The following is a 25,128-nucleotide window of genomic DNA, read 5'->3' as shown; positions in this document are numbered from 1 at the left end:
ATTGACTACGCAACGCAAGCTACGTAGTGTATTTTTCCCTTTTTCAGCAAGGCGCGGCCGTCATCCCGGTCGCCTTTCTCGCCCCTGGCAGCGGCGCTCCGCGTTTTCAGACGGCTGTGTATGCCGTGCTGCTGTTTTCCGAAGATCTTCAAGGAGGCTCCACCGGCATGGCCACGGTCAACGTATTGGTAATCACCGGCTACGGCGTCAATTCGCATCTGGAAACCGCGCACACGGCGCGCCTGGCCGGGGCCGACAGGGCCGATGTGGTGCATTTTTCCGATCTGGTCGCCGCCAGGGTACGTTTGTCCGAGTATGATTTTTTGATCTTTCCCGGCGGCTTTCTGGACGGCGATGACCTGGGCGCGGCCCAGGCTGCGGCAATGCGCTGGCGGTATCTCAAGGATGCAGCCGGCACGCCGCTCCTGCAACATCTGCGGGATTTTCTGGATCAGGGAAAGTTGATTTTAGGCATCTGCAACGGTTTTCAGCTTTTGGTCAAACTGGGCCTGCTGCCCGCCCTGGGCGGCGTGCGTTTTGAGCGTCAGGTTTCCCTCGGGCACAACGATTCCGCGCGTTACGAGGATCGCTGGGTGCACTTGCTGCCCAACCCCCAAAGCCCCTGTGTTTTTACAAAGGGGCTGCCCATGCTGGCCATGCCCGTCCGCCACGGCGAGGGCAAGCTGGTTCCCGAGAATGAGGACTGTCTGCGCCGCCTGCAGGCAGAACAGCTTATCGCTCTGCAGTATGTAGATCCCGAAACCGGCAAACCTACCCAGGAGTATCCGCTTAATCCCAACGGTTCGATCCTTGCCGTTGCAGGGCTGAGCGATCCTTCCGGCCGTATTCTGGGGCTCATGCCTCACCCCGAAGCCTTTCACCATGTGACAAATCACCCTGCCTGGACGCGAGGCGAGCTGGATCCGCCCGGAACGCTGCTTTTTGTCAATGCGGTGCGTTATTTGCGCGGCCAGTAGCGCAAGATTACCTTTGACTTTTTATGAAAGTCAAAGGTGGCATTCAGGCGAAAAACGCGGTTTTCGCCTGAATGTACGCCGCGTTGCGGCGGCTGCCGCTTTCGCGTCAGCAGAGCATTTTCAAAGTGAAAATGCTCTAGCCGCAGCCCGCAGCATTCCAAAGCGGTTGACGCAAAGCGGCAGTGGCAACGCCCCTCGCCCGTTGACAAAATTCTTTCTTTGGGCTAATCTTCTCAGATTAGCAGCTAGATGGAGTAAAACCAATGTCGCGTGAATCCGAAGCAAATTCGCGCGCCGCCCTCTGCAAGGTGCGAACACTATTGCCGCAAGTTTCTGTTTCTTTGAGTACGCCGGATGATTTTGCAAGGCGCTTTCTCTGCCCAAGGCAAGAAAGTGCCTTTTTTAGTAAAGGCAATATTGATGCAACTTATTGAAATAATTAATGCCATTGAAAAAATTGCGCCTCTTGCCGCGGCAGCGTCCTGGGATCGCTCAGGCCTGCAGGTAGCTGCCCGGCGCGAGGATGTCGCGGCTCTGGCCGTCTGCCTGGATCCTACGCCCTCTTCCGTACGCAATGCCCTTGAGCTGGGCGCAGAGTGCATTCTCAGTCACCATCCTCTGCTGCTTACGCCGGTATTGCCCGCTCGGCTGGACGACTACCACGAGGTTTTGCGCCTCCTGCTGGTGGCCGATGTGCCGCTCTATGCGGCGCATACCTCCCTGGATGTCAACGGGCGCGGACCGGCCGGCTGGCTGGCTCAGGAGCTTGAGTTGCGCAATCTCGCGGTGCTGGAGCCGACAAGCGGGCAGCCTTTCGGCAATACGCTTCCTCTCGGCTTCGGTCTGGCCGGCGATCTGCCCTCCCCCCTCGGCTTTGAAGCAATTGTGAAAATCCTGGCCCGTCACCTGGACTTGTCCACAGCCGCTCTGTGCGGCCCAACGCCGGGAACGATCAGACGTCTGGCCTATTGCACGGGTTCGGGTTCTTCCCTGCTGCCCGCAGCGCGCGTGGCCGGGGCCGGGCTTTTTATAACCGGCGACGTGAAATACCACACGGCGCTTGCGGCTGAAATTTCCACGCTTGATGTCGGGCATCACAGCCTTGAAGAAGAAATGATGCGCCGCATGTGTCGTTTGCTGCGGGAGCGTCTTGAGCCTTTGGAAATTTTTTTCGTGCCTTCCAGGTCTCCGCTGCGCCCGCTTGTTGTGTCATGACTCCCAGGAGGTTTATGGTATGAGCAGTGCCTTGTATTTTGATCAGATAAAGCAGTTGGTGGAATTGCAAAAGGTCGATGACGCCATTTTTGCCGTCCGGCAGGAACTGGAGAGCGCCCCTCGTGACCTTGAGGAACTGGAGCAGCGTTTTGAAGCAGCCGATGCGCAGCGCAACCGCGTGCTGGATAAACTCGCGCACTTGCAGGAACAGCAAAAACGACTTTCTCTGGAAATCGACGACGACTCCGCCCGAATCAAAAAGAGCAAGAACAAGCTCATGCAAGTGGGCAATACACGCGAATACCATGCCATGATGCGTGAGATGGACAGCATGGAAAAAGTCAACCGCTCTCGGGAAGAAGAAAAAATGACTCTTCTGGAAGAGTTGCAGTTGCAAAATGACGCGCTGGCCGAAATTGATCGCGACTATTCTGCCCTTAAGGCAGAACTTGAAGTAAAGCGCGACGGCCTGGAGGAAAAACTCCGCAAGGCCAAGGACAATCTGGAAGAATTGAATGAAAAGCGCAGCCAGGTCAGCAAGCTCATTCCTCAGCCCGTGTTCATGCGCTATGAGTTCATTCGCGTGCGCCTGGAGCATCCCGTGATTGTCGCCGTCAAAGACGGCGTTTGCTCGGGCTGCAATATTGCCGTGCCGCCGCAGTCCTTTATTGAGTTGCAGCGTGGTCAGCAGATTCTGAGTTGCCCCAACTGCCAGCGTCTTATTTTCTGGTGCGAGCATTTCAGCATGCCTGAAGAAGCGCCTGAAGTGACTGCTCCCGTCGATTGACGCATCTGTCATTGTGCAGGCCGATTCCGCGCCATGACGTGCCTTTTGCTGCCCTCCCCTTGCGCGGCCGCGTTGCAAAAACGGCATGCTTTGCAAGGCGCTTCGCCGAGAGGAGAGAACGATCTCTGACACGCTGTAAAAAAATGCGGGAGTCGGACAGACCGTCGCTGCGGGCCATTGCGCCCGGAGAGGAAAGTCCGGGCTCCACAGGGCAGGACGCTGGGTAACACCCAGGAGGGGCGACCCTCGGAAAGCGCCACAGAAAGCAAACCGCCCCGCACCCAAAACGGCACGAAGGACGCCAGACCTTTTTCTGGCCTCCCTGCGGATTTGGGCGCGGGGTAAGGGTGAAACGGTGGGGCAAGAGCCCACCAGATGCCGCGGCGACGCGGCATGCTCGGCATACCCCGTTCGGAGCAAGACCAAATAGGGAAGGCGGTCGGCCCGGCCACAGCCTTCCGGGTAGGTTGCTTGAGGGCGCGGGCAACTGCGCTCCTAGAGGAATGACGGTCAGATGCGGCTTGCCGCATGACAGAACCCGGCTTATCGTCCGGCTCCCGCTGAAAAAAAAGATATTTTGCAGAACGTGTTGGATTGGATAAAACCGGTTTGGAGACAGCCCTGTGAGGTGATGGCCTGAGGAACATTGCGCGCTCTGCACCGGTCCTTATCCTGTTCAGAGGAATAGATGCCGGCTGTACAGCCGTGTGAAATCCGATTTGGCCCCATTGACCGGCGGCCCTCAGAGAATCCACCCTTCAGCCGCAAAGGCCGCGCCATGTCCGTTACTTCTCCGCAGGAAAAGCCGTGGGCCCTGATTCTGGCGGCCGGACAAGGCAGCCGCCTGTCCGCCGTCACCGCCGGATGCGCCAAACAGTTTCTGCCTTGGCGCGGCGCGCCGCTCTATTGGCACGCCGCCCGCGCCATGAGCCGCAGCGCCGCTGTGGCCGGATTGGTTGTTGTTTTTCCTGAAAATCAACTTGCGCACGCCGAGGAGCAACTGCGCGCTCTCTGCCGCAGCGAAGACCTGGGCTTGCCCTGCCTGGCGGTCGCAGGCGGCAGACAGCGCCAGGATTCCGTGCGCCTGGGTCTTGCCGCCCTTCCCCTGCGCGCGCGTTTTGTGCTGATTCATGACGGGGCCAGGCCATTTTTGAGCCCTGCGCTGGTGCGGAGCGTCTGCGAAGAGTTGCACCGTGGAGCGCGCGCGGTGGTTCCCTCCCTGCCTGTCACTGATACTATCAAGCTGGTTGAGGACGGGCGCGTGACCGCAACTCTGCCCCGGGAGCGGCTGGCAGCCGTTCAAACGCCGCAGGGCTTTGATCTGGCGCTTTTACGCCAGGCGCACCAGCACGCGCTCCACAAATCCCTGGCCGTCACTGACGATGCCTCGCTGATCGAAGCTCTGGGCCAGGAGGTGCGGATTATTCCCGGTGAGGCGACCAACGTGAAAATCACATATCCCGAGGACATGGCGTTGCTGCAGGCTCCGCAAATGCCGCTCCGGCCGCGCGTGGGCATGGGCTACGACGTGCATCGCTATGGCGCGGGCCGTCCACTGAAACTGGGCGGCGTGCTCATTCCGGGCGCGCCGGAGGTTCTGGCCCATTCGGACGGCGATGTGCTCTTGCATGCGCTGATGGACGCGCTTCTGGGCTGCGCGGGCCTGGGCGACATCGGCTGCCACTTTCCCGACACTGACGCCCGCTTTGAAGGCATTTCATCGGCCATTCTGCTGGATCGGGTTCTGGAAATGACCCGCGCTGCCGGGCTGACGCTTGAGCACGCGGATCTGACAATCGTGGCGCAAGCTCCCCGCCTTGCTCCGTTTCGCGAAGAAATACGCAAAAATCTGTGCCGCCTCCTGGAGTTGCCCAAGGAGCAGGTCAATCTCAAGGCCAGCACCGAAGAGAGGCTCGGCTTTACCGGCCGGGTCGAAGGCATCAAGGCCTACGCCGTGGTCAGCGCGCTGGCCGCTCCCCTGCCCCGGTCGCATGCCGCGTCCTGCGGCCGCGATTTCTGATTGCCGCAAAAAGGCCGCCCATGCACGCCGACGCCATAACGCCGCGCAGACTTTAGAGCAGATTACCTTAAGAGAAAATGCTCTAATTTCATTGGCAAACCGCTCTACTGTGCGCGAAATATCCTGCAAGCCCCGGCAAAATATGCGCGTTTTGCGGAGCTGTTGACGAATCTTGCCGCAACAGCGTATCCTTCAGCAAACTCGCGGCAAGAAATCAGGCACGGTCCCGCAGGCATGAACCTGAGAGCCGCAGAATTTTCAACACGTGCTGTGACCTGACTGCGCAGGAGGCTCAGCCATGTTTACTTTGCTTGCAGAGTCTCACACAGATGTAACCATAGTGCGCCTGTCCGGCGACATGTTGCTGGCTGACGTGGCTCAGCTCAACCAGGAACTGGATCAATATCTGCTGGCGCCCGACGTATCGCAAATAGTGCTTGATCTCAGCCGCATCGAACGGGTGGATACGTCCGGGCTGGGCGTTCTGGTAAGCGAGAGTACGAAAGTCCGCAATATGGGGCGCAGGCTGATCCTTCTTACTCCTTCCCCACAGGTGGCACAACTTTTGAAAAAAGCGGAGATAGAAGGTTTTTTCCCCACCTTTGAAAGTGAGGAAGAACTGAATGGCTATATCCCCAATGCGGCGGAATAAAAGCGTTGGCGCAAAAGGCCGGCATGTCGGCTGTGCCCCACGGGCTTGAGCGGCAAACCGGCGGCGGCAGTTTTTGCAACGCAGACGGAGGGGGCAGCGTGCAATACTATTTGCGGCATTATTTCAATCCCGACTTTGATCACCTTCACCTCAAACCGTGCGGGGAAGGCGACTCTTCGAACATTTACTGCCTCGGCTATGTGCAGAATGTGATTGACGGCCAGGTTCTGGCTGAAATCATCCCCCTGGAAGGAGCCGGCCCCAACCCCGACCCCCGGTATGTGCTGCAGAAACCTGTATTGCCTGCGGGCATCAATACGCGCGTGGATCCCGCGCATCCCAACTATCTGCTTGCCGCGGCCAATGGCTATGTCTTTTATGATGAAGACAGAATCACGGTCAAATGCCTGCTCAATGTTCGGCAGGATATAAGCTTTCAGACCGGCAACATCTTTTTTGTGGGCGATATGGCCGTGCACGGCTCCGTGCGGGCAGGCTTTTCCGTGCAGGCCAACAACATCCGGATCATGGGCATGGTTGAAGGCGGGGTTGTGCGCGCCCGCCGCGATCTGATGCTGGACGGAGGCGCCCGCGGCGGCGCCGGGCAGCACTGCCTGGTGGACGCCGGAGGCAAGCTGCTCGCGCCTTTTCTTGAAAAAGTCGAGGCCCGCACCCGCGGCAACATGGTTGTTGCGAAATACTGCCTGTACTCCACGGTCTACGCCGGAGCCAGCATGGTGGTGCGCGATCAGGTTTACGGCAGCGCCATCAATGCGTACGGCAGCGTGTATGTGGGCAAGCAACTGGGCAACAAGGCCGCCATTTCCACCAAAGTATATCTCGGGTATGATCCCGCGAGAATCCGGCACCTGGAAAAGATTGACGGCATTATTGCAAGCCAGTCCCAAGCCATTACGCATCTCAGGGCCGTGGTCGGTCATTTGCCGCCCGACGCCGGGGAAGCCAGCCAGAAGCTGGCCCGCCTGACCAGGCAGCGTGAACAGTTGATGCAACGGCGCGCTGAGTTGGGGGCCAAGCTGCATCTTGATGAAAATTACATGCAGAACTGCCGCCTGATGGTGCCGGGCAAGGTTTTCCCCGGAGTGGAGATTTCCATCGGCCAGGCGTTTATGCTGGTTGAGCGGCCATATGAAAATGTGCTTTTCCGCTTGAGCTATGACGACATCATAGTGGAACCTCTGCCGCCTGCCGCTGCCAAGGGCAAAAAATAATGAAGCCGGAAGCAGAGCCGCTTTTTGAGGCTGTCTGCCGCGGGCCAGAGGGCAAGCCCGCAGGACGGCCCGCGGATGTCATTGCCTGTGTTGCGGGCCGCCGCTTCGCCATGCTGGCGCCGGGCGGCCCGGAGCGGGAAAAGGCGTGCGTTGGGAGCATTGCGCCGGAGCAATGGCGCGACAGCCTGCCGGTGCTTCTGGGCGCGGGCATGGGGCATGCTCTTCATCTGATACTTGAAAGATCCCAGGGGCCTGTTGCTGTTGTTGAAAAAGAACAGCCCCTGCAACGGCTCACCGGCGTGTTGTCCGGACTGCCTGAAAGGTTGCGGCAACGCGTGCTGCTGGTGGACGCGGCCTCTTTGCAGGACGCGCTCAGGGACCTGACGCGCTGGCAGATGCAGCATGGCGGCAAACGCCTGCTGCCCGTGGCCCTGCCCTTCTATCTGCGTCTGGACCGCGCATACTACGGCGGGCTGCGCGACACACTCGCTGCCAGCGCCCGCTATGACTTCTGGGGCCGCGTTGTGCAGCCGCGCTTTCGCAGCGCCAGGCCCCGCGTGCTGCTGTTGACCAGCAAATATTTCCTGATGGGCGAGCTGGAGGGAGCCTGCCGCAAACTGGGGCTTGAGCACAGGCTCGTCACCCTTGGAAGCGACAACCTTGCCCATACGGATTTTGTGCAACAGTTGCTTGAAGTCGTTCTTGAATTCAAGCCCGATTGCTGCGTGACGCTCAATCACATGGGCGTGGATGTGGAAGGCGTGCTCATGGATCTTCTGGCGCGCCTTGAACTGCCGCTGGCTTCCTGGTTCGTGGACAATCCGCATCTGATCATCCACTTGTACGCGCGCTGCGTCAGCCCCTGGGCCGCTCTGTTCACCTGGGACGCCGACAACATCGAAAGCTTGCGGCGCGCGGGCTTTGAGCATGTTTTCTATTTGCCCCTGGGCACGGACCCGCAACGCTTCGCGCCGCGTGCCGCCGCGTCCGTGCCTGATGCCTGGAAGGCAGACGTTTCCTTTGTGGGCAATTCCATGCTCTACAAGGTGGGCGGTCGTCTGAAAAACGGCCGTTTTCCGCGCGGCCTGCTGCTGCCTTTCCGCACTGTTTCCCGGGCTTTCATGGAGAGCGAGCAGCGATCGGTATCGGATTTTCTGCGTGAATCCTTTCCCGAGGTCCATGCGCGCTATGCCGCCCTGCCGGACAATGAAGCCCGGCTGGCCTATGAAACGGCAATCACCTGGCAGGCCACGCGCCTGTACCGTAACGGCTGCGTGCGCAAGCTCCTCCCTTTCCGGCCTTTGCTTGTGGGCGACAGCGGCTGGAAAATCGAATTCCGGCATGAGGCCCGCCAGCCCCGCTATCTGGACGCCTTGAGCTACTATACCCAGCTCCCTTTATTTTATGGACATTCTTCAATCAATTTCAACTGCACCAGCAAGCAGATGAAAGGAGCCGTGAACCAGCGCGTTTTTGACGTGCCCGCCGCCGGGGGCTTTGTGCTCACGGACTGGCGTCCGCAGATGGAACAGCTCTTTGCGCCGGACGAGATGGCCTGCTACCATGCTCCCGAAGAAATCCCGGATCTGACGCGCCACTATCTCGCCCATCCCCAGGAGCGCCGCAGGCTTAGTGAGGCTGCGCGCAAGCGCGTGCTCGCCTGCCATACCTGGGAACACAGACTTCAGGAAATGCTTGAACATATGCGCCGGGTATACGGAACCCCCGGGGCGCGCGGCCTTTCTTCAGGTAAAACAGCAAGCCGGACCAGGGGGGCGGCGGCATTGGCGGCCGCTGCCCCGGATGCGGCCCGCAGGCCGGGCGGCAAGGCTCCCGCATGAGCGCGGATCCGCTGCTGGTTCTGCAATTGCAGCGCATGGGGGATTTGATTCTCACCTTTCCGCTGCTCACCCGGCTCAAACAGCGTTGGCCCGGGCATCCTGTCTGGGTAGTCGCGGAGCCGCAATTTTTTCGGGAGCTCATGCCGCTTGCGCCGGAAGCCGTCTTTTTTCCGCCGCAGCACTGCCCTGCCCTGGCTCGCGGCCGGTATGCCGCGGCCGTGAACCTCAGCGGGCGCCCAGAGGCCAGCGCCTGCCTGGCCCGGCTTGAGGCCGGCCGTAAAATAGGCGCGGCCGCCCTGCCCGGCGGCCTGCACGTCTTTGGCTATTGGCAGCTCTATCGAACCGCCTTGACCCAGAATAACCACAACAACGCTTTTCATTGGTCCGATCTCTCCCTGCTGGATCTGGCTCCCACGGCCAGGCTGACGGATGTGGGGCATTCGCTGCCCAAAGGCGCGGGCACGGGGCGGGTGGGCCTGATCCTCGGAGCCAGCGAGGCGGCCAAGCGCCCCGACGCCGCCTTTTGGGCGCGGCTGGCCGCACGACTGGCAAAAGCGGGCGCAACGCCGGTTTTTCTGGGCGGTCCTGCCGAGATCGGGCTGGGGCGAGAGGTCGCCAGGCTTTCAGGTCTTGGAGGAGCCAATCTTTGCGGTCGCCTCTCGCTCAGAGAAGTGGCCGAGGTCTTGCAAACCCTGGATCTGTGCGTCACGCCGGATACCGGGCCCATGCATCTGGCCGACTGGCTGGGCGTTCCGGTGCTTAACCTCTCCATGGGCCCGGTACATGCCCGGGAAACCGGCCCCTCCTCGCCCGGCCAATGGGTGCTGCGCGCCAGGATGAGTTGCGTGGGCTGCTGGCAATGCCGACGCGCCAGGCTCTATTGCAAGCAGGCTTTTACCCCCTCTGCCGTGGCAGACGTGGCCTTGGCTCTTGTGAACAAATCTCCGGCCATCCCCTCCGCAGCCTCGGGGCTGCGCGAGCCTGCGGGCCTGGCCCTGTACCGCACGGGCCGGGATTGCCTGGGCCTGCACACGCTTGAACGCGCCGGGGCTCAGAACAGGCAGGCCGTATCCTGCCGCCCCCTGCTGGAGGACTTCTGGCAGGCCGCATTTTTATTCCTCTATGATCCTTCCTTGCGGGCTTTGGCGCAACAACGCCTGAGCAACCTGCAGAACTCCTTCCCGGCGCTCGCCCATCGCCTGGGCAGCGGCTTTGCACGCCTCTGCGCCCAATGCGCCGCGCACCTCAAACGCCGCAGCCCGGCCTTGCCCGCGACATTCTGGCGCGCGGAGCCGCCTTTGCTGCGTCTTTTTGCCGGGCATCTGCATATGTTTCTGCAAAATGCCGACTATGCCCCCACCGGCTGGCAAACGGCCGTGGATCGCCTGACCGCGCTCTGCGGGCTGTTTGCCTCGCAAAAATAAGCCCTTTGCGCCCCCGGCTTCACGCAATAGGCAAGTCTTGCCTATCCTTCTGAGAACCTCTGTTATCTTACTGGAATCCATCGCTTTTTCTTTTTGGAACACTCCTTGAATACTCAGGCCTGCAAGGAGTGCGAAGATGCAAATTATTCCCGCCAGCAGCGCCGGTTTCGGTTCGGATCTTTGGAGCAATGCGGCTCAAAGCTCGCAAGGCGATTCTCCTTACGCCGATTTTCTGCAATCCATCCATGAAGCCATTGAGAGCGTACAGCGCGGGCAATCCGGCTCGGTGGACACGGCTCTGGCGGATTCCGGGGAGCAGGCCAGACCGCTGGTGCAAGGCCCCTACAGCCGCAACAGCGTTGACGGCGTGACCTATACGCTGGATGAAGTCTGCTTTACCAAAAACGAGCTTCTTGAGCTGCGCCGGGAGCTGATCAAAGTGGGCGCGCCCGCCCAAAGCCTGAAAAAATTCGATGTGCTGGCCGACCAGCCCGACGGCGCGACCCTGGCCCAGGTCCTGGCCAGCCTCCAGGCGTACGGCGATCCGTCCGACCTGAGCGATGAAGACATTACAAACATTACCGCTCTGCTGGGAAAAATCGATCCCACCGGCGATCTTTCGGCGCAGGCCCTGCAACTCATGCGGGATGGCAACGGTTCGGCCGCGCTTGGCCTGATCTCGGAAACCTTTGCCTCTCTTGCTTCGGCCGAAGGCATTGAAATCAGCCGGGACGAAGCGCTTGCCCTGGGCAGGGGCCTGGGCCTCAACCAAAACAGCCTGCAAACTCTGGCAAACAGCTTCGGCAATCAGCAGACCCTGATCGGCACAAGCGCGCAGTTTGCACATCTTATGGCCCCGGCGGCCGCGCAGTTCGCCGAGGAGGCGGCCCAACGCCAAAAGCTGGATGCCGCGCTGGAGCAGACGCTCAAGCCGATCATCAGCAAGGCCCGCAACCGCATGGAAAAGGAAAAGGCCGCCGCCGCCCTGCGCAATCGCGAAGCCGAGCAAAGCAAGATCCTGATCAACAGGACAGTGGAGAAAAAAAGCCGGGAAATTCTCGATCAGACCTTGCAAAGCGGTCGGGAGTCGGCAAATCCCGACGACGCGGAGGCGCGGGACGAAGCCATCGGCAGAAAGCTTGACCAAAGCCAAAGCGCGGCTCTGGGCGATGCGGGCACAAGCGGGAAAAACAACCGGGCTGCAAAGCCAATGGCCGGGCAAACTGCCGAAGCCTCTGCGCGCGCGGCTTCCAATGCCGAAAGCGCCGCCAACAGCCGCAACAATCCCAGTGTCGAAAACGCGGATTTTGTTCAGAGCGGCCACAGCGCGCAAAGCAAAACCGGCTATGTCGCGGGCCTGGGCAATGAAGGGGCCCACGGCGAGGCCCGCCCAGGCAGCGAACAGGGCACGAGCAGGGAATGGAGCGAGCTGCTTCACAGAATTGAGGCCAACGCCGCGCAACCCGCAGGCAGTAACGGCAATTCCGTCCTTTTTTCCATGCTTCAGGGCAATGCCGAATCGCCTGCGACGCCCGAAAACATGCCCGGCGCAAACGCCCGGTCGCTTTCCAGGCATGTGGCGCAGCAGGTGGAGCAGGGTCTGCTTACCGCGCTCAAGGGCGGGGGCGCCCGTCTGGATTTGCAGCTTCATCCTCAGGAGCTGGGGGCCATCACCATCACCCTCACCGCCCGCAACGGCGAGGTGAGCGCGCGCATCCGCTCGGAAAAAACCGAAACCGCGGAAATGGTCACCCGCCAACTGGACGCGATACGCATCAATCTGGAACAACAGGGCATCAAGGTCGACAAGATCGAGGTCCAGCTTGAAAACAGGCAGCAGGGCGACCACAGCCAGTGGCAGGATCTGGATCAGCACAATTCCTGGCAGGAAGAAGAAGCCCGCCGGGAAGAACTTGCCCGCCTGAAAAATCTTTCAGCTATGCGTAACTCATCAAGAAATATGGAAATTGAGCATTTGGAACAGCCTGTGCATTCTCTGAGCCAAACGGCAGGATATTCCACCCGCGCCTTGCACGTGGTGGCCTGAGCACAAGGGAAGGGAGCACAGCATGTCCAGCATCAATCAGGCTCTTACCGCAACCAACACTGAGTTTAATCAGGCCTTGAGCAAGCAGAAAGGCAGCGCCCTGGACAAGGACTCCTTCATGCTGCTCCTGGTCACCCAGTTCAAGTATCAGGACCCGCTCAATCCCATGGAGGATAAGGAATTTATTGCCCAGATGGCGCAATTCTCAAGCCTGGAACAGCTCATGAACCTGAATACGAGCATGGATGGCCTGACCACCGCCACCAACAACGGGCAGATGATCAACGCCACCTCCTATATCGGCAAGCGGGTGAGCGTCGGCGGCGATACCATCGGCAAGGCCGACGGAATTGTCACCTCCAGCTTCCGCTATGCGCCAGTGGACCATGTGACTGCGGGCCAGATCAATGTCTGTGACAGTGACGGCAACGTGGTGTACTCCGAGAAGCTGCCTCCCAAGAGCGCCAACGTCACCTACACCTTTGAGTGGAACGGCAAGAACAACAATGGCGACGCGGCTCCGGACGGCGTGTATCAGGTGAACATCGCCCTGCTCAACGCCAAGGGCGAAAGCGTGCTCTGCGATCAGGTGGTGGACGACACGGTCACCGGCGTGGTGAACGACAACGGGATCGTCTGCCTCGGTCTGAGCGGCGGCCAGTTGATGGCTCTGGCCAATGTGCGCCAGGTCACCAATCCACCGGTGAAGAACGATGGCAACGGTGACGGCTCAGGCACTGGCGGCGGATCGGGTGATGGCGGCGCTGACGGTTCCGGCGATACGGCGGGTTCCGGCGGCGCTGAGGGCCCTGAAGGTTCCGGCGGCGCTGAATCCGGCGACGTGGCCAGGGCCGCCTGAGTAAAGCATTCGGCGGCTTCAGCCGCCTGTCAGGAAAAAACAACTATCCCAATACATATACGGAGGAAGTCATGAGTCTCTCAGCCAGCATGTGGACCAGCGTTTCCGGCCTGCTCACGCACGGCGACAAAATGAATGTGGTGGGCAACAATATCGCCAATGTGAGCACCATCGGCTTCAAAGGCCAGCGCATGGATTTCAACGATTATTTGTACATGGACGGCGGCAGCGCCAGCGGCCCCACCCAGATCGGCGCGGGCGTGGGCATCAATGCGGTGCTGGGCGATTATTCGCAGGGCTCTTTTGAATCAACCAACTCCGCCACGGATCTGGCCCTTGACGGCAACGGCTTTTTCGGGGTGCGCAAGCCGGGCAGCGATCGAAAATACTACACCCGCGCCGGGGATTTTTACTTCAATCAAAACCGGGAGCTGCAAAATCCCCAGGGCCTGCTGGTGCAGGGCTGGGAGGTGGAAAACAAGAAAAAGATTACCTTCAATGGCGGTACCACCGCCGTGGGCGGCAAGAGCGAATCCGCCTATGTGGGCAGCGGCTCCCCCACGGACATTGTGCTGAACAGTTGGCATATCCCGGCACAGCAGACCACCAATGTGACCTTCAACATGCAGCTCTCCACAGATCAAGGCACGGACAGGACCATCAGCACAGGCAGTCCCCTGACCGCTCTCTTCGATCAGTGGAACGCCGGCAACGAACCGCCTCTGCCCAACGAAGGTTACGCCACCCAGTCCGCCATCAAGGTCTATGACGAAGGCGGCACCAAGCATGAGCTGACCACCTATTACGACCGGGTGGAAACCTCCGGCATCAAGGGCCTGCCCGAAGGCTATACGGTCTATGAATATCTGGTGACCATTCCTCCGTCCGAGGATATGCGTTCCTACGGCGGCGAGGGCTATAACGACGCCACCAAGACCTGGACCAAAGAGCCCACGAAATTCTATGACGATCCTGTGGCGGGCACCAACAAGCAGGCCGGCGTGCTCATGAGCGGCGTCATGATTTTCAACGCCAGCGGCGAGATGGTCAACCAGACCGCCTACACTTTCGGGGCCACGGGCACCCAGGACCCTAACGATCAATACGCCGGCAACCCGGACGACAAGAACTCCTGGCAGCCCACCAGGATGTCCAGCAACGGTCTGCCCGTGTTCACGCCCAATTTCACGGGCCAGCCCCTGGCCAACAGCGTGAGCGAAACCATGACCACGCCCGGCGGCACCACGCCCTTCAGCCAGGCCCAGAACTACATCGTTGAGCTGGATTTCGGCCTGCGCAACACCAGCAACAGCTGGCTGAACAACGTCACCAACACCATGAGCCTGGACGCCAACGGCAATCCCGTGACCGCGGGCGACGTGTCCCTGGGCGTGGACCCGGACGGCTACGGGTACTACGCCCTGGCGGACAATTCCTACGGAACAGATGCCGGTGGCGCTAAGGTATTCAGGGATCAGTACGGCTTCTACACCAAGGACGGCGCCGATAATGTGTACGGCACGTATAATGATGGCGGCCCTAAAAAGATTCTGCATGACGGCACGGGCTACTATTATATGGATGCCGGGGTGCAGCATACCATTAATATCACCGATCCCAATGTCACCAGAACGCAGCCTGTCAACAGGCTTACCCCTGAGATCCTCTCGCAGAAGAACAGTCTGGCCAGCCTGCACACGAATCTGGTCCAGAACGGCGTGAACCCTGACGGCTCCCCCAGATATGTGAGCCAGATGAACTATAATGACAGCGTGCCGGTAATGGCTACCGCCCAGCGCAGTGAAAACGCCTCCGTGGCCGCGGCGGGCACGGGCGTCACACGCTCTCCCTCCCAGGACGGCTATGCCTCGGGCAACCTGAGCGGCTACAGTATTGATGAAAACGGCATTATTTACGGCAAGTATGACAACGGCGCCAATCTGGCCCTCTGGCAGATCAGCATCTATGATGTGCAGAACTACCAGGGCCTGTACCGCGAAGGCGGCAACCTCTTCTCGACCACCAGGGAATCGGGCGAGCCCAGCGTGGGCGTGGCGGGCAGCCACGGCTTCGGCAAGACAAAATCCTATTATATCGAGATGTCCAACGTGGACATGGCCCGGGAGTTCGTGCAGATGATCACCACCCAGCGCGGTTTCCAGGCCAACTCCAAGGGCGTCACCACGGTTGACACCATGCTGGAAACCGTCATCGGCATGAAGCGGTAAGCCCGCCGCCTCGCCTGACATGGCCCTGTGGGGCGGTGAAGCCGCCCCACGGGTTTTGAAAAAATCTTCGCGGCTTGCGAGCCGCAGACAATGCCTTTCCAAATGAAGAAGGCAGCGTCGGGATAGCGCTGCCATTGGCTTCTTCCGTGTGGAGCGCCGACCATTGGGGTCGGCGCTCTGTTTTTTGTTGAGCGCATCCGCTTTTGGCAAACCGCGATGTGATGGAGGGCAAAAGCCGGCCGCACCACCCTGGTGCAGCGCGTCAAAATTGCAGCGCGAGCCCTGGGAAAATTTTTCCCGCCGGCACTCTTTTTATATAACTATTGGAAAATACATAATAAAATAGTGGTGGCACATGGATTGCAATACCAAGGACACAGCTTAGCCAACCCACCCGAAGGAGGTGTCCCATGTCTTTGGTTATCAACCATAATATGATGGCCGCCAACACGGCCAGAAATCTGAATTCGCATTACGCGCAACTGAGCAAATCCACGCAGCGGCTTTCCACCGGCCTGCGCGTCAACAGCGCGGCGGACGACGCCGCGGGTCTGGCCATTCGAGAATTGCAGCGCGCGGACATTGCCACCCTGCAGCAGGGCGCGCGCAACGCCAACGACGCCATTTCCCTCATTCAGACCGCCGACGGCGCCCTGAGCATCATCGACGAAAAGCTCGTCCGCATGAAAGAGCTGGCCGAACAGGCCGCTACCGGCACCTATGATTCCACGCAGCGTCTGATGATCGAGTCCGAATATCAGGCCATGGCCTCGGAAATCACCCGTATCGCCAACGCCACGGACTTTAACGGCATCAAGCTGCTGGACGGCACGCTTTCTTCCAACACGCACGACGGCAGCGGCCTGACCGCCACCGGCAAGCTGAAGGTCCACTTCGGCACGGGCAACGACTCGGCCGAGGATTATTATTACATTAAAATCGGCCAGAGCACCGCCTCCGCGCTGGGCGTGGGCAATCAGGCCATTGACCCGGAGACCGGCGAATTGCGCGCGGGCGGCACCATTTCCACCCAGGAAGCCGCGCAAAAGTCCCTGGAAGCGCTTACCCAGGCCATTGTTTCCAAGGATAAGATTCGCGCGCACCTGGGCGCGATGCAAAACCGTCTGGAAAATACCATCACCAACCTGAATACGCAGGCTGAAAACCTCCAGGCCGCGGAATCCCGCATTTCGGACGTGGACGTGGCCACGGAAATGACGCAATTCGTGCGCACCCAGATTTTGAGTCAGAGTGCGGTAGCCATGCTTTCGCAAGCTAACTCGCTGCCCAAGATGGCCATGCAGCTCATCGGCGGCTAGGCCATTTCGACATAGGCTGTGGCAGACCAAAGACGGGAGGCCCGGGGGCCGTGCCCCCGGGCCGGGTTGCGAGCCGGCTGAACCGCCGGGCAATATGCGTCTTAGCGCATAGTGCTTTTGAAACGCTCGCTCCGGCGCTTCACGGCGCAAGTAAATTTCGCCTGAGCCCAGAACGGTTTGCTAGAGCGTTTTGCTAATGAAATGAGCTAAACCGCTCTACGCTTGGGTTCCCGGTTCGCCACAAAGGCTTGCAGCGGCTTTCAGCGCCTCCAGGGCAAGGCGCGCGGCTTCCTGTTCCGCTTTTTTGCAACTGCTGCCGCTGGCCAGAAATTCCCGACCGTCAGGCAGGCGCAGCGAAACTTCAAAAACTTTGGCATGTTCTGGCCCGTGGCTGGCCAACTGCGCATAGGCCGGACGTTCCTTGAAAAGTTGCAGCGCCGCTTCCTGCAGGCGCGTTTTGTTGTCTTTCAGCCGGGGCTGCTTTCCGACCGTCTGCGGCCAATGCGCCGCAAAAATGCGGCGCACGCTCCCCCTGGCAGCCTCATAGCCGCCGTCTTCGTACACCGCGGCCAGCACCGCCTCCAACGCGTCGCTGAGAACCGCATCACGGCTGCGCCCCCCCTGATTTTCCTCGCCCTTGCCCAGTTTTATCAGAGTGTGCAGACCAAGATCGCGCGCGCGTTGCGCCAAACTCACCGTGCTCACAAGCAAAGCGCGCATTTTGGTCAGTTCTCCCTCGCGCGCCTCCGGGAAGCGGCAAAACAATTCCCAGGAAACAGACAGTTCCAGAACCGCGTCGCCCAGAAATTCCTGCCGCTCATTGTGCTTCTGGCCCATGCCGTATTCGTTGGACCACGAACTGTGCGTCAAGGCCAGTTCCAGCAATTCAGGCCGATCAAAGACATGGCCGAGCTTTTTTTCCAGAGCGGCGCGGGCTTCGGCCGCCTTTGCTCCGTTGATGGCGTGGCTGTTTCTCATGCCTCTAATCTAGCCGTTTTACGGCTGATGGCAACAGAAAATCCCTTGACATGACTTGCGCCAGTGCCTACCTAAAGCAAATTACTTATGAGGAGTTACGCATGGCTTACGATATTCGTTTGATGAAATTGGTGACGGGCGAGCTCGTCATCGGCAAATACGACCAGGAAAAAGACTGCCTCAACGAAGTGGCCGCCATCCAGAGCATCCCCACCCAGCAGGGCGTGCAGATGATGATGCTGCCGTATGGGTATCCTTTTGAAGCCAATTTCAGCGGCACGCTGGAAGGCAAAACCTTCCTCTACCGCTATGCCGATACGCCCAAGGAGCTTCAGGATAAATATATTGAAGCCATCACCAACCTCACTGTGGCGGGCGGTCTCGGCAAGCTGCAGTTCGGCTCCGCTCCGATGGGCAGCGGCAGCGGGCTGATCAAGTAGCTCGGGCACATTCGAGCTTTTCACGGGCGGCGCTCAACGCCGCCTTTTTTCTGCCCGTGCCGGAAGCGGCGGCAGGCTTTTCCGCCTCTCAGGCGCAAGCCGCGTCTCTTTCATCCCACACGCTCAAATGACCGGGGAAAAACCATGCGCTCCCTTCTGCCTCTGTTGCCCAGGCCCAGCCGCTTTGCCGGCATTGAAGACGGAGCCTGCCGCAAGGATCCCGCCGCAATGCGCCTGCGTCTGGCCCTGGCTTTTCCCGATACCTATGAAGTGGGCATGTCGTATCTGGGTCAGAAAATCCTGTACGGCATCGCCAATGCCGAACCCGCCTGGTGGGCCGAAAGGGTCATGGCCCCGGATCGCGAAGCCGGGGCAGTGCTGCGGGCGCACAACAGCCCGCTCTGTACCCTGGAGTCCGACACGCCCCTGGCGGATCTGCATTGTGTTTCCTTTTCCATCACGCATGAGCTCTGTTACACCAACGTGCTTTATATGCTCGATCTGGCGGGCATCCCTTTGCGCACTGCGGATCGCAGTCCGGATTTGCGCGTCTGCCCGCTGGTCATTGCCGGGGGCGGCGCGCTGCTGAGCGCCGAGCCTCTGGCCCCGTTCATGGATCTCATGGTTCTGGGCGACGGGGAGGAAAGCCTGCCCGATGTGCTGCGCCTGCTGGAAAAAGGTTTGGAAAAAGGCTGGACCCGCGACCGGCTCCTGCATGAGGCCCGCCTCGTGCCCGGCGTGTACGTTCCCTCCCTGTTTGAACCGGAACCGGCGGATCCCGGGCATGGTCTTCGCGCTTTGCTGGCGGATTACACGCGGCCCACGCGCCGCATTGTGACGGATTTGAACAAGGCCGCCTACCCTGCCCGGCAGGTTGTTCCGGTGGGCGCGGTGCACAACCGCCTTTCCCTGGAGATTGCCAGAGGCTGCACGCGCGGTTGCCGTTTCTGCCATGCGGGCATGGTCTACCGCCCGGTGCGCGAGCGATCTCTGGAGAATATTGCCTTCTTGCTGCAGGATTGCCTGCGCGAAACGGGCTTTGACGAAATCTCCTTCCTCTCCCTGAGCACAGGCGACTTTTCCGCCCTGAAGACGCTCTGCCACGGCGTGCTTGACCGTTGCGCGCGCGAGCAGATCAGTCTTTCTCTGCCCTCGCTGCGGGTGGGCTCCATTGACGACGAGATCATTGAGCGCATGGCCGATTTGCGCCGCACGGGCTGCACTCTGGCCCCGGAAGCGGGCAGCCAGCGCCTGCGCGACGTGATCAACAAAGGCGTCAGCGAGGACGCCCTGCTTTTGCACGCCCAAAAGCTGCTGGAGCACGGCTGGCGGCAGGTCAAGCTCTATTTCATGATTGGCCTGCCCACGGAAAACGACGAGGATCTGGCCGCCATTGCCGAGCTCTGCCGCAAAGTGCGGGATGCCGCGGGGCGCGGCGGCCCGCGTTTGCAGGTCACGGCAGCGCTTTCCCCCTTTGTGCCCAAGCCGTTCACGCCCTTTCAGTGGGAAGCGCAGATCGATCAGGCGGAAATGCGCCGCCGGGTGGATCTGGTGCGCGCGCTTTTCAAAGGCCAAAAATGTCTTAAGCTGCGCTGGCATGAGCCTGCCATGAGCCATCTGGAAGGCATTTTGTCGCGGGCTGACCGCCGCATGGCGGACGTGGTGGAAAAAGCCTACCGCAAGGGCGCGATTTTTTGCAGCTGGATGGAAAGTTTCGATCTTGCGCCCTGGCTCGCGGCCCTGGAGGAATGCGGGATACAGCCCGAAGACTGCACCGGCCCGCGCGAAGTGGGCGGCAGCCTGCCCTGGAGCCATCTGGAAGCGGGCATCTCGGAGGACTTTCTGCTGCGCGAGCGCGCCCGCGCCCTGCAAGGCAAAATCACCGAGGATTGCCGCTACGGCGCCTGCCGCCACTGCGGCGCTTGCGACACCAAGGCCGGGCCGTCGCTGCTGGCCGGAGCCGGGCCAGGAAGCGGGGCAAGTTCCGCAACAGGCGCCGAGGCCGGAATCCCGCGGTATGGCCACAGGCTTAATTTTCCGCAACGCGACCAAAAGGCCCATGAGGCCCGGCGCGACGCCGAGGGCCGCCTGATCTGCCGTGCGCAGGCGAACCGGCCGCCGCAGATTGCCCCCGCGCTTGCCGTCAAGGCAGCCCAATACAGGATATGGCACAGCAAAATGGGCGGCAGCGCCTATTTGAGCCAATTAGAGCTTCAGGCCATTCTGGAGCGGGCTTTGCGCAGAGCGGGCCTGCCCCTGGCCTTTTCGCAGGGCTTTCACCCTTTGCCCCTGCTCTCTTTTGGCAGGGCCTTGCCGGTGGGGGTGCAAAGCCGGGCCGAATGGTTTGCGTTGACTTTGCACAAAGCTCTGGACCCAAAGGAAGTGGCGGCCCGTCTCGCGCCCTTGCTGCCGCCGGGCATGGATCTGGCGCGCGTTGAAATTACAGCGAAAAGCCGCCGCACCGAACAGGCCGAAGCCGAGGCATTTTGCCTGAGGCTGCCTACGGAACGGGAAAACCAGGCTGCCGTATGCTGTTTTGAAAAATTCTTCGCGCTGGCGGGCCGGATGTACAGCCGCGAGACAAAAAACGGCCCGCGCAGTATGGACATTCGCCCCTTGCTGCGCAATTGGGCTGTCTCACGGGAGGCAGCGGACAAGGAAAACGAGGCGGGTCAGGCCGTGACATTTGTGGCTGACTGGCGTACCGGTTATTTGTCGCCCTTGTTGCTCAGCATGGCCATTCTTGAACCACTGGGCGCCGACCGTGATCTGCGCTCGCGCCTTCACTTGCTGAAAACAGCGCAGATTTTTGCCAACGCGGAAATCTATCCATAAGGATTACGCATATCATGTCACGCGCATTTACTCACGCCTGGTTCTTTTTCGGCGATTCACTGACCCTTGGGGTCAATGACTGCAGGATGCCCGGCGGCTGGGTCAGCCGTCTGGCGCTTTTGGGACGTGAAGCGGGCTTGTATCGCCTCCCCCCGGCGACATTTTACAATTTGGGCGCGCGGCGGCAAAGCGTCGCGGATCTGGCGCGCCGTTGGCGGCAGGAAGTGGATTGCAGGCAGATGCCCGGCCTTGTGCCGCGCCTGGCTTTTTGCGCCGGCGTGGTGGACATGGCCTCCCCGGGCGGCGGCCAGCCGGCCGCTCTCGCCAAAACCGCGCGTATCCTGAGGGCCATGTTGACCGAAGCCGCCTCTCTTGCGCCCACCCTGTTGATCAGCCCGCCGCCCGTGGCGGATGCCGAGGCGCGCCGCCGCATAGAAAGCCTTACTGAAGCGCAGGCCGAGCTCTGCGCCGCAATGGCTTTGCCCTTTGCCAATATCCATGCCACACTCGCGGCCTCCCGCGCCTATATGGACGATTTGAGCGACGGTCTGCATCCCGGCCCCGAAGGCTGCGCGATTATGGCTGAAACCCTGTTGTCGCAAAAGGTCGTTCAGGACTTTCTGCGCACGGATATGGAACCGGAGGTGGCGTGAAATGGGATCGTGCATGCCGTTCAGTGACGAAGATTCTTTTGCCGAACGCGTAAAAAGCCTGGCGGATGACGAGTTGCTGCAAATCTGGGAAGAAACCCAGCAGATTGAAAGCCTGCTTTCCACGGAGCTGCATACGGATTTTTCCATTGCGCCGGATTATGAAAAGGCCATTGTGGCGGAATTGCGCCTGCGCTCAAGCCGGAAGCTGCGCGCGCCGCAATCCGGCGATTGCGCCAGGAATGGTTGAACCCTGATTCCTGGCCGCGGCATGGGCAAAGGCGGGGCTTCCTCAGAGGCTTTTTTTAAGGCAGATCATATCCACGAGCCGCACGCCGCACTCCACAATGGGCTCGCGGTAGTTGACCGTGAAAAAATTTTTCAGACGATGGGAAAAGCGGAAGCCCAGACGCTCATAAAAAGCCAGAAGGCCCGGAACTTCCCCTGTTCCCACCACCATGGCGGCATATTTGCCGTGATAGTGCCGGAAAAGATACTCCACCAGTCGCGTCCCATAGCCCCGGCCCTGAAAAGCCGCGTAGGTGGCCAGATTTTTCAGCTCGCAGGTGGCGTTGCCTTCGTCGGTCACCACACAGATACTTTTTAGATCCGGATCAAAAAGCGCGAATACTTCCCCCCGCTCCAGATAGCGATCAATCATGTCCTCCTGCTCGTCCCCCAGCAAAAGGAGCTCCAAAAAGCGCTTTTTGCGCTCCGTAATTTTTTCAATGCGCATGGCAAGACTTTCCGTGGCAATGAACCCACGTCCACGACAGACATCCCGGCAAGGCGAGCTCCGCTTTTCAATCAGAGATGCGGCGCACTGCCGGTGGGAACAGTGCGCCGCATTCAGGAACAAATGCCCTGAGAGCAAATCAAGGTTGAAAATTTCGATTCTCAACCTTGATGGTGATCTGCCTCAGGCGCGTCGAAAGCGTTTACAAGGTGCTCAGCATATCCATGTCTTCACTGGAAAGCAGCTTGTCCAAATCCAGCATTATCAACAGTCGATCCTGCAATTTGCCGACCCCGCTGATATAATCGGATTCCACGCCCGCCACTACAGGCGGCGGCGGTTCCACCGTGCTCGCGGGTATGCGCAGAACCTCGGAAACGGCGTCCACGACAAAGCCCACGATAATGTTGTTGATCTCAATCACAATGATCCGTGTGTTTTTATCATGCGCTTTGGGCACAAGGCCGAAACGACGCCGCAGATCAATGATCGGGATCACTTTGCCGCGCAAGTTGATGACGCCTTCCACGAACTCCGGCGCGCGGGGAACCTTGGTAATCTCCATAGTGCGGATGATTTCCTGCACCTTGAGGATATTAACCCCGAATTCCTCTTCGCCGATGCTGAACGTCACCAGTTGCAGGAGTTCATCATCCTGCTTTTTCTGGTTTTGATCCATATCTGCTCCCTTGTCGCATATACGCTTTTCAAGCTGTTTCAAAAAACCCCGACATCCGGAGGCAACAGAACCTGGGGCCCCGACCTGCGGTTTGCGGGTACGGCCGCGGCAGAGCTGATCGCCCGGCCTGTGAGCAGTGTTTGGACAGACTTATGCAATGCACATATTCCTTATCGACAGTTCCGTAAAGTGCCATAGGCCGATAGCGAAAAAAACCTTACTTTCCTCCGAAAGTCTCGCCCAGGGCCTGCTCAAGAGCCTCCACGCCGTAAACATCCCGCAGAACCAGGGGAGATGAGGCCCCATCGCCGGCCGCGAACAATGCCGTCAAGGGGATGCTCTTGCTGCCCAGAGCCTGCAGAAGACGCACGGCATAGGCATTGGCGTCAGTCAGGTCAACGCGCACAAGCTCCATGCCGTAACGGGCCTGCCAGGCGCGCAGGCGCTCGTCCGTCAGCACTGTTGCCTCCATGAACTTGCAATTGGGGCACCAGTCGGCGGTAAATTCAAGAAGCATGGGCTTTTTGCCCAGTTGGGAGGTAAAATATTCGGGGCTGAAATCGCGCCATTGCGGCAGGGGCGCCACAGGCCGCAGTACCCAGACCACGGCGGCGCACAAAAGCAGAATGCCCGCGATGCCCGCCAGGCGACGGCGGAAGGGGGGGGCGTCCATGCCGCAATACCGGCCCCAGAACCAGGCGCAGAAGGAGACCAGCAAGAGCACGCTGAGAACCTGCATATGCTTTTCCACAGGCAGGATGGAGAGCAGATACAGTGCTGTGCCCAACAGAAAAAAACCCACAATGCGCTCAAAAACCTGCATCCAGGGGCCGGGCCGGGGCAAGATCCTTGCCATATTCGGCCAGAGGCAGAACAGCAGGTACGGCAAGGCCATGCCCAGGCCCACAGCCCAGAACACCACCATGAGAATCACCAGGGGCTGGGTAAAGGCCCAGCCCAGAACGCCGCCCAGAAGCGGCCCGCTGCACGGCGTTGCCAGAAAAGTGGACACCAGGCCGGTCAGGTAGGATTGCACGCGGGGATTTTTGGCATTTTGGCCGGGTTTGAGGTCAATCACCGGCAGGGTGAACACCCCGAGCATGGAGAGGCCCATCAGAAAAACAATGAGCAGCATGAACAGGAGGATTCCCTGATTCTGATAGAGCTGTCCCCACATCAGATCCGCGAGCCCGAGGACCAGGGCAAGCCCGGTGAACAAGGTCATCACGCCCGCGGCAAACCAGATGTTGTGCTCGCGGAAGCGCCTGAGCCCGTTTTTGTCCCCAATGCCGCCCATCAGCAGCAGACCGCTGATCTTGAAGGTGAGAACCGGCAGCACACACGGCATGGCGTTCAGCAGCAGACCGGCCAGAATCCCCAGCAAGAGGGCTTTGCCCAGGCTGGATATTTCCACGGAGGCGTCCGCATAGCGCGGCGTCAGTTGCAGATCAAAACCGTCGCCTGAAGCCGGGATCTCATGCCCTGAAGCCGCATCCGCCGCAGCCGCGCTCAGCGGCGGCGCCACCCTTCCGACCGGAGCCCTGCCCACAGCCTCGGGCGCGTCAGGCGTTTCCGGCACATGCGCGAGGCTGGGTTGATTGCCGTTAAGTTTTTGCCATTGGCCGCTCCAGGCCGCTTCCGAAATGAGGGGCATCTCCTGCGGCACTGTGCCGGTGAAACTTTGATTGACCGGCAGGCAACGGCGATTTGAGCAAAGCAAAAGGCTCATGCCGATGGTGTAGGGCTTGCCGATGGCCTGCACGGGCAGCGCCGAAAAAAACACGACCTCGCCTTCATAGACGAAAACCGTGGCTTCGGTATCATAGAAATCACGCTGCATGGTTCCGGCCGGATACCAGACGGGCAGCATCCGGCCGCCCTCAAGCGCAAAATCCAGCACCGTGGGACGCCCCGCGTCGCCTGATTCATGGGCATAGGCGTGATAGCCGGCTGGGATTGCGAGACGCATGGCAACAACAATATTTTCACCGTCGCGGGCAAACTCCACTTGCAGGGGAACGCTTTCTGCCTTTGCCTGGAAGGGGAAGAACGCAACGCAACTGAAAAAGGCCAGAAGGCATACTGCGCCAGGAACATGCCGACGCAAGATCTGAAAAATAGTTTTTAAATACAATGTATTATCTCAATTATGTTGAAATTTTCGCAAAATTGCTTGACAAGTGAGCCACATATGCGTAAACCCCTTTTC

The 25,128-nt window shown here is 59.9% G+C and carries 22 protein-coding genes and 1 other RNA gene; 18 read left to right on the top strand and 5 right to left on the bottom strand.

All coding sequences use genetic code 11. The annotated features are described in order from the left end of the window. Positions 1 to 167 precede the first annotated feature (167 nt). Entirely contained in the window at positions 168 to 977 is an 810-nt protein-coding gene (locus tag G7Y52_RS08890; protein WP_165070616.1) for a phosphoribosylformylglycinamidine synthase subunit PurQ, read from the top strand. Here G7Y52_RS08890 and G7Y52_RS08885 read toward each other — a convergent pair. Then, a complete protein-coding gene (locus tag G7Y52_RS08885) occupies positions 959 to 1,138 on the bottom strand; it encodes a hypothetical protein (RefSeq protein WP_206215241.1) in 180 nt (59 codons plus the stop codon). The genes G7Y52_RS08890 and G7Y52_RS08885 overlap by 19 nt on opposite strands. 102 nt (positions 1,139 to 1,240) lie before the next feature. Between G7Y52_RS08885 and G7Y52_RS08880 the strand changes: the two genes are divergently transcribed. From G7Y52_RS08880 to G7Y52_RS08820, 13 genes are all read left to right on the top strand, one after another. Then, positions 1,241 to 1,411, top strand: coding sequence for a hypothetical protein (locus tag G7Y52_RS08880; protein ID WP_165070596.1), 171 nt, complete (start codon positions 1,241 to 1,243; stop codon positions 1,409 to 1,411). Continuing rightward, positions 1,398 to 2,192, top strand: coding sequence for a Nif3-like dinuclear metal center hexameric protein (locus tag G7Y52_RS08875; RefSeq protein WP_165070593.1), 795 nt, complete (start codon positions 1,398 to 1,400; stop codon positions 2,190 to 2,192). Before G7Y52_RS08880 ends, G7Y52_RS08875 begins: the two co-directional genes overlap by 14 nt. 19 nt (positions 2,193 to 2,211) lie before the next feature. Next, positions 2,212 to 2,979 (top strand): C4-type zinc ribbon domain-containing protein, encoded by a 768-nt coding sequence (locus G7Y52_RS08870; protein WP_165070583.1) that lies wholly within the window; start codon positions 2,212 to 2,214, stop codon positions 2,977 to 2,979. Positions 2,980 to 3,127: 148 nt separating this feature from the next. Next, an RNA gene (rnpB, locus tag G7Y52_RS08865) (RNase P RNA component class A) lies at positions 3,128 to 3,541 on the top strand. A 216-nt stretch (positions 3,542 to 3,757) separates the two neighbouring features. Further along, entirely contained in the window at positions 3,758 to 4,999 is a 1,242-nt protein-coding gene (ispD, locus tag G7Y52_RS08860; RefSeq protein WP_165070579.1) for a 2-C-methyl-D-erythritol 4-phosphate cytidylyltransferase, read from the top strand. A 298-nt stretch (positions 5,000 to 5,297) separates the two neighbouring features. Continuing rightward, positions 5,298 to 5,651, top strand: a complete 354-nt coding sequence (locus G7Y52_RS08855) for an STAS domain-containing protein (protein ID WP_165070569.1) — start codon at positions 5,298 to 5,300, stop codon at positions 5,649 to 5,651. Between the two features lie 98 nt (positions 5,652 to 5,749). Beyond that, a complete protein-coding gene (locus G7Y52_RS08850) occupies positions 5,750 to 6,883 on the top strand; it encodes a FapA family protein (RefSeq protein WP_165070564.1) in 1,134 nt (377 codons plus the stop codon). After that, positions 6,883 to 8,724: a glycosyltransferase gene (locus G7Y52_RS08845; protein ID WP_165070562.1), complete on the top strand. Its 1,842-nt coding sequence runs from the start codon at positions 6,883 to 6,885 to the stop codon at positions 8,722 to 8,724. The genes G7Y52_RS08850 and G7Y52_RS08845 overlap by 1 nt, the downstream gene beginning before the upstream one ends. Next, complete coding sequence (locus G7Y52_RS08840; RefSeq protein ID WP_165070559.1) at positions 8,721 to 10,148, top strand: glycosyltransferase family 9 protein; 1,428 nt, start codon at positions 8,721 to 8,723, stop codon at positions 10,146 to 10,148. The genes G7Y52_RS08845 and G7Y52_RS08840 overlap by 4 nt, the downstream gene beginning before the upstream one ends. A 136-nt stretch (positions 10,149 to 10,284) precedes the next feature. Beyond that, entirely contained in the window at positions 10,285 to 12,195 is a 1,911-nt protein-coding gene (locus G7Y52_RS08835; protein ID WP_165070557.1) for a flagellar hook-length control protein FliK, read from the top strand. A gap of 22 nt (positions 12,196 to 12,217) precedes the next feature. Continuing rightward, positions 12,218 to 13,054 carry a flagellar hook assembly protein FlgD gene (locus G7Y52_RS08830; protein ID WP_165070554.1) on the top strand — a complete coding sequence of 279 codons (837 nt, stop codon included), beginning with the start codon at positions 12,218 to 12,220 and terminating at the stop codon, positions 13,052 to 13,054. A gap of 71 nt (positions 13,055 to 13,125) precedes the next feature. Continuing rightward, positions 13,126 to 15,282, top strand: a complete 2,157-nt coding sequence (locus G7Y52_RS08825; RefSeq protein WP_165070551.1) for a flagellar hook-basal body complex protein — start codon at positions 13,126 to 13,128, stop codon at positions 15,280 to 15,282. 410 nt (positions 15,283 to 15,692) lie between these two features. Continuing rightward, complete coding sequence (locus G7Y52_RS08820) at positions 15,693 to 16,601, top strand: flagellin (protein WP_165070548.1); 909 nt, start codon at positions 15,693 to 15,695, stop codon at positions 16,599 to 16,601. A 216-nt stretch (positions 16,602 to 16,817) separates the two neighbouring features. Here the strand turns inward: G7Y52_RS08820 and rnc are convergent, their stop codons facing one another. Then, on the bottom strand, positions 16,818 to 17,579 hold the full coding sequence (gene rnc, locus G7Y52_RS08815) for a ribonuclease III (protein ID WP_165070545.1): 762 nt from the start codon (positions 17,577 to 17,579) through the stop codon (positions 16,818 to 16,820). Between the two features lie 101 nt (positions 17,580 to 17,680). Here rnc and G7Y52_RS08810 point away from each other — a divergent pair, with 101 nt between their 5' ends. The 4 genes from G7Y52_RS08810 to G7Y52_RS08795 all read left to right on the top strand — a co-directional run bounded on the left by G7Y52_RS08810 (position 17,681) and on the right by G7Y52_RS08795 (position 21,754). Beyond that, a complete protein-coding gene (locus G7Y52_RS08810) occupies positions 17,681 to 18,019 on the top strand; it encodes a hypothetical protein (RefSeq protein ID WP_165070542.1) in 339 nt (112 codons plus the stop codon). Between the two features lie 144 nt (positions 18,020 to 18,163). After that, complete coding sequence (locus G7Y52_RS08805) at positions 18,164 to 20,854, top strand: TIGR03960 family B12-binding radical SAM protein (protein WP_165070539.1); 2,691 nt, start codon at positions 18,164 to 18,166, stop codon at positions 20,852 to 20,854. 14 nt (positions 20,855 to 20,868) lie between these two features. Next, positions 20,869 to 21,507 carry a GDSL-type esterase/lipase family protein gene (locus tag G7Y52_RS08800; protein WP_165070537.1) on the top strand — a complete coding sequence of 213 codons (639 nt, stop codon included), beginning with the start codon at positions 20,869 to 20,871 and terminating at the stop codon, positions 21,505 to 21,507. 13 nt (positions 21,508 to 21,520) lie between these two features. Continuing rightward, entirely contained in the window at positions 21,521 to 21,754 is a 234-nt protein-coding gene (locus G7Y52_RS08795; protein ID WP_241159677.1) for a hypothetical protein, read from the top strand. A gap of 42 nt (positions 21,755 to 21,796) precedes the next feature. On the opposite strand, the gene G7Y52_RS08790 is transcribed toward G7Y52_RS08795, so the two are convergent. The 3 genes from G7Y52_RS08790 to G7Y52_RS15495 all read right to left on the bottom strand — a co-directional run bounded on the left by G7Y52_RS08790 (position 21,797) and on the right by G7Y52_RS15495 (position 24,933). Continuing rightward, positions 21,797 to 22,240, bottom strand: a complete 444-nt coding sequence (locus tag G7Y52_RS08790) for a GNAT family N-acetyltransferase (RefSeq protein WP_165070531.1) — start codon at positions 22,238 to 22,240, stop codon at positions 21,797 to 21,799. Positions 22,241 to 22,442: 202 nt separating this feature from the next. After that, positions 22,443 to 22,919 carry a chemotaxis protein CheW gene (locus G7Y52_RS08785; RefSeq protein WP_165070526.1) on the bottom strand — a complete coding sequence of 159 codons (477 nt, stop codon included), beginning with the start codon at positions 22,917 to 22,919 and terminating at the stop codon, positions 22,443 to 22,445. Positions 22,920 to 23,136: 217 nt separating this feature from the next. Further along, positions 23,137 to 24,933, bottom strand: coding sequence for a cytochrome c biogenesis protein CcdA (locus G7Y52_RS15495; protein WP_277424299.1), 1,797 nt, complete (start codon positions 24,931 to 24,933; stop codon positions 23,137 to 23,139). Positions 24,934 to 25,128 lie beyond the last annotated feature (195 nt).

The sequence above is a fragment of the Desulfovibrio sp. ZJ200 genome, from assembly GCF_011039095.1.
GTDB lineage: Bacteria > Desulfobacterota > Desulfovibrionia > Desulfovibrionales > Desulfovibrionaceae > Desulfovibrio.
This window is presented reverse-complemented; position numbering and strand designations above follow the sequence as displayed.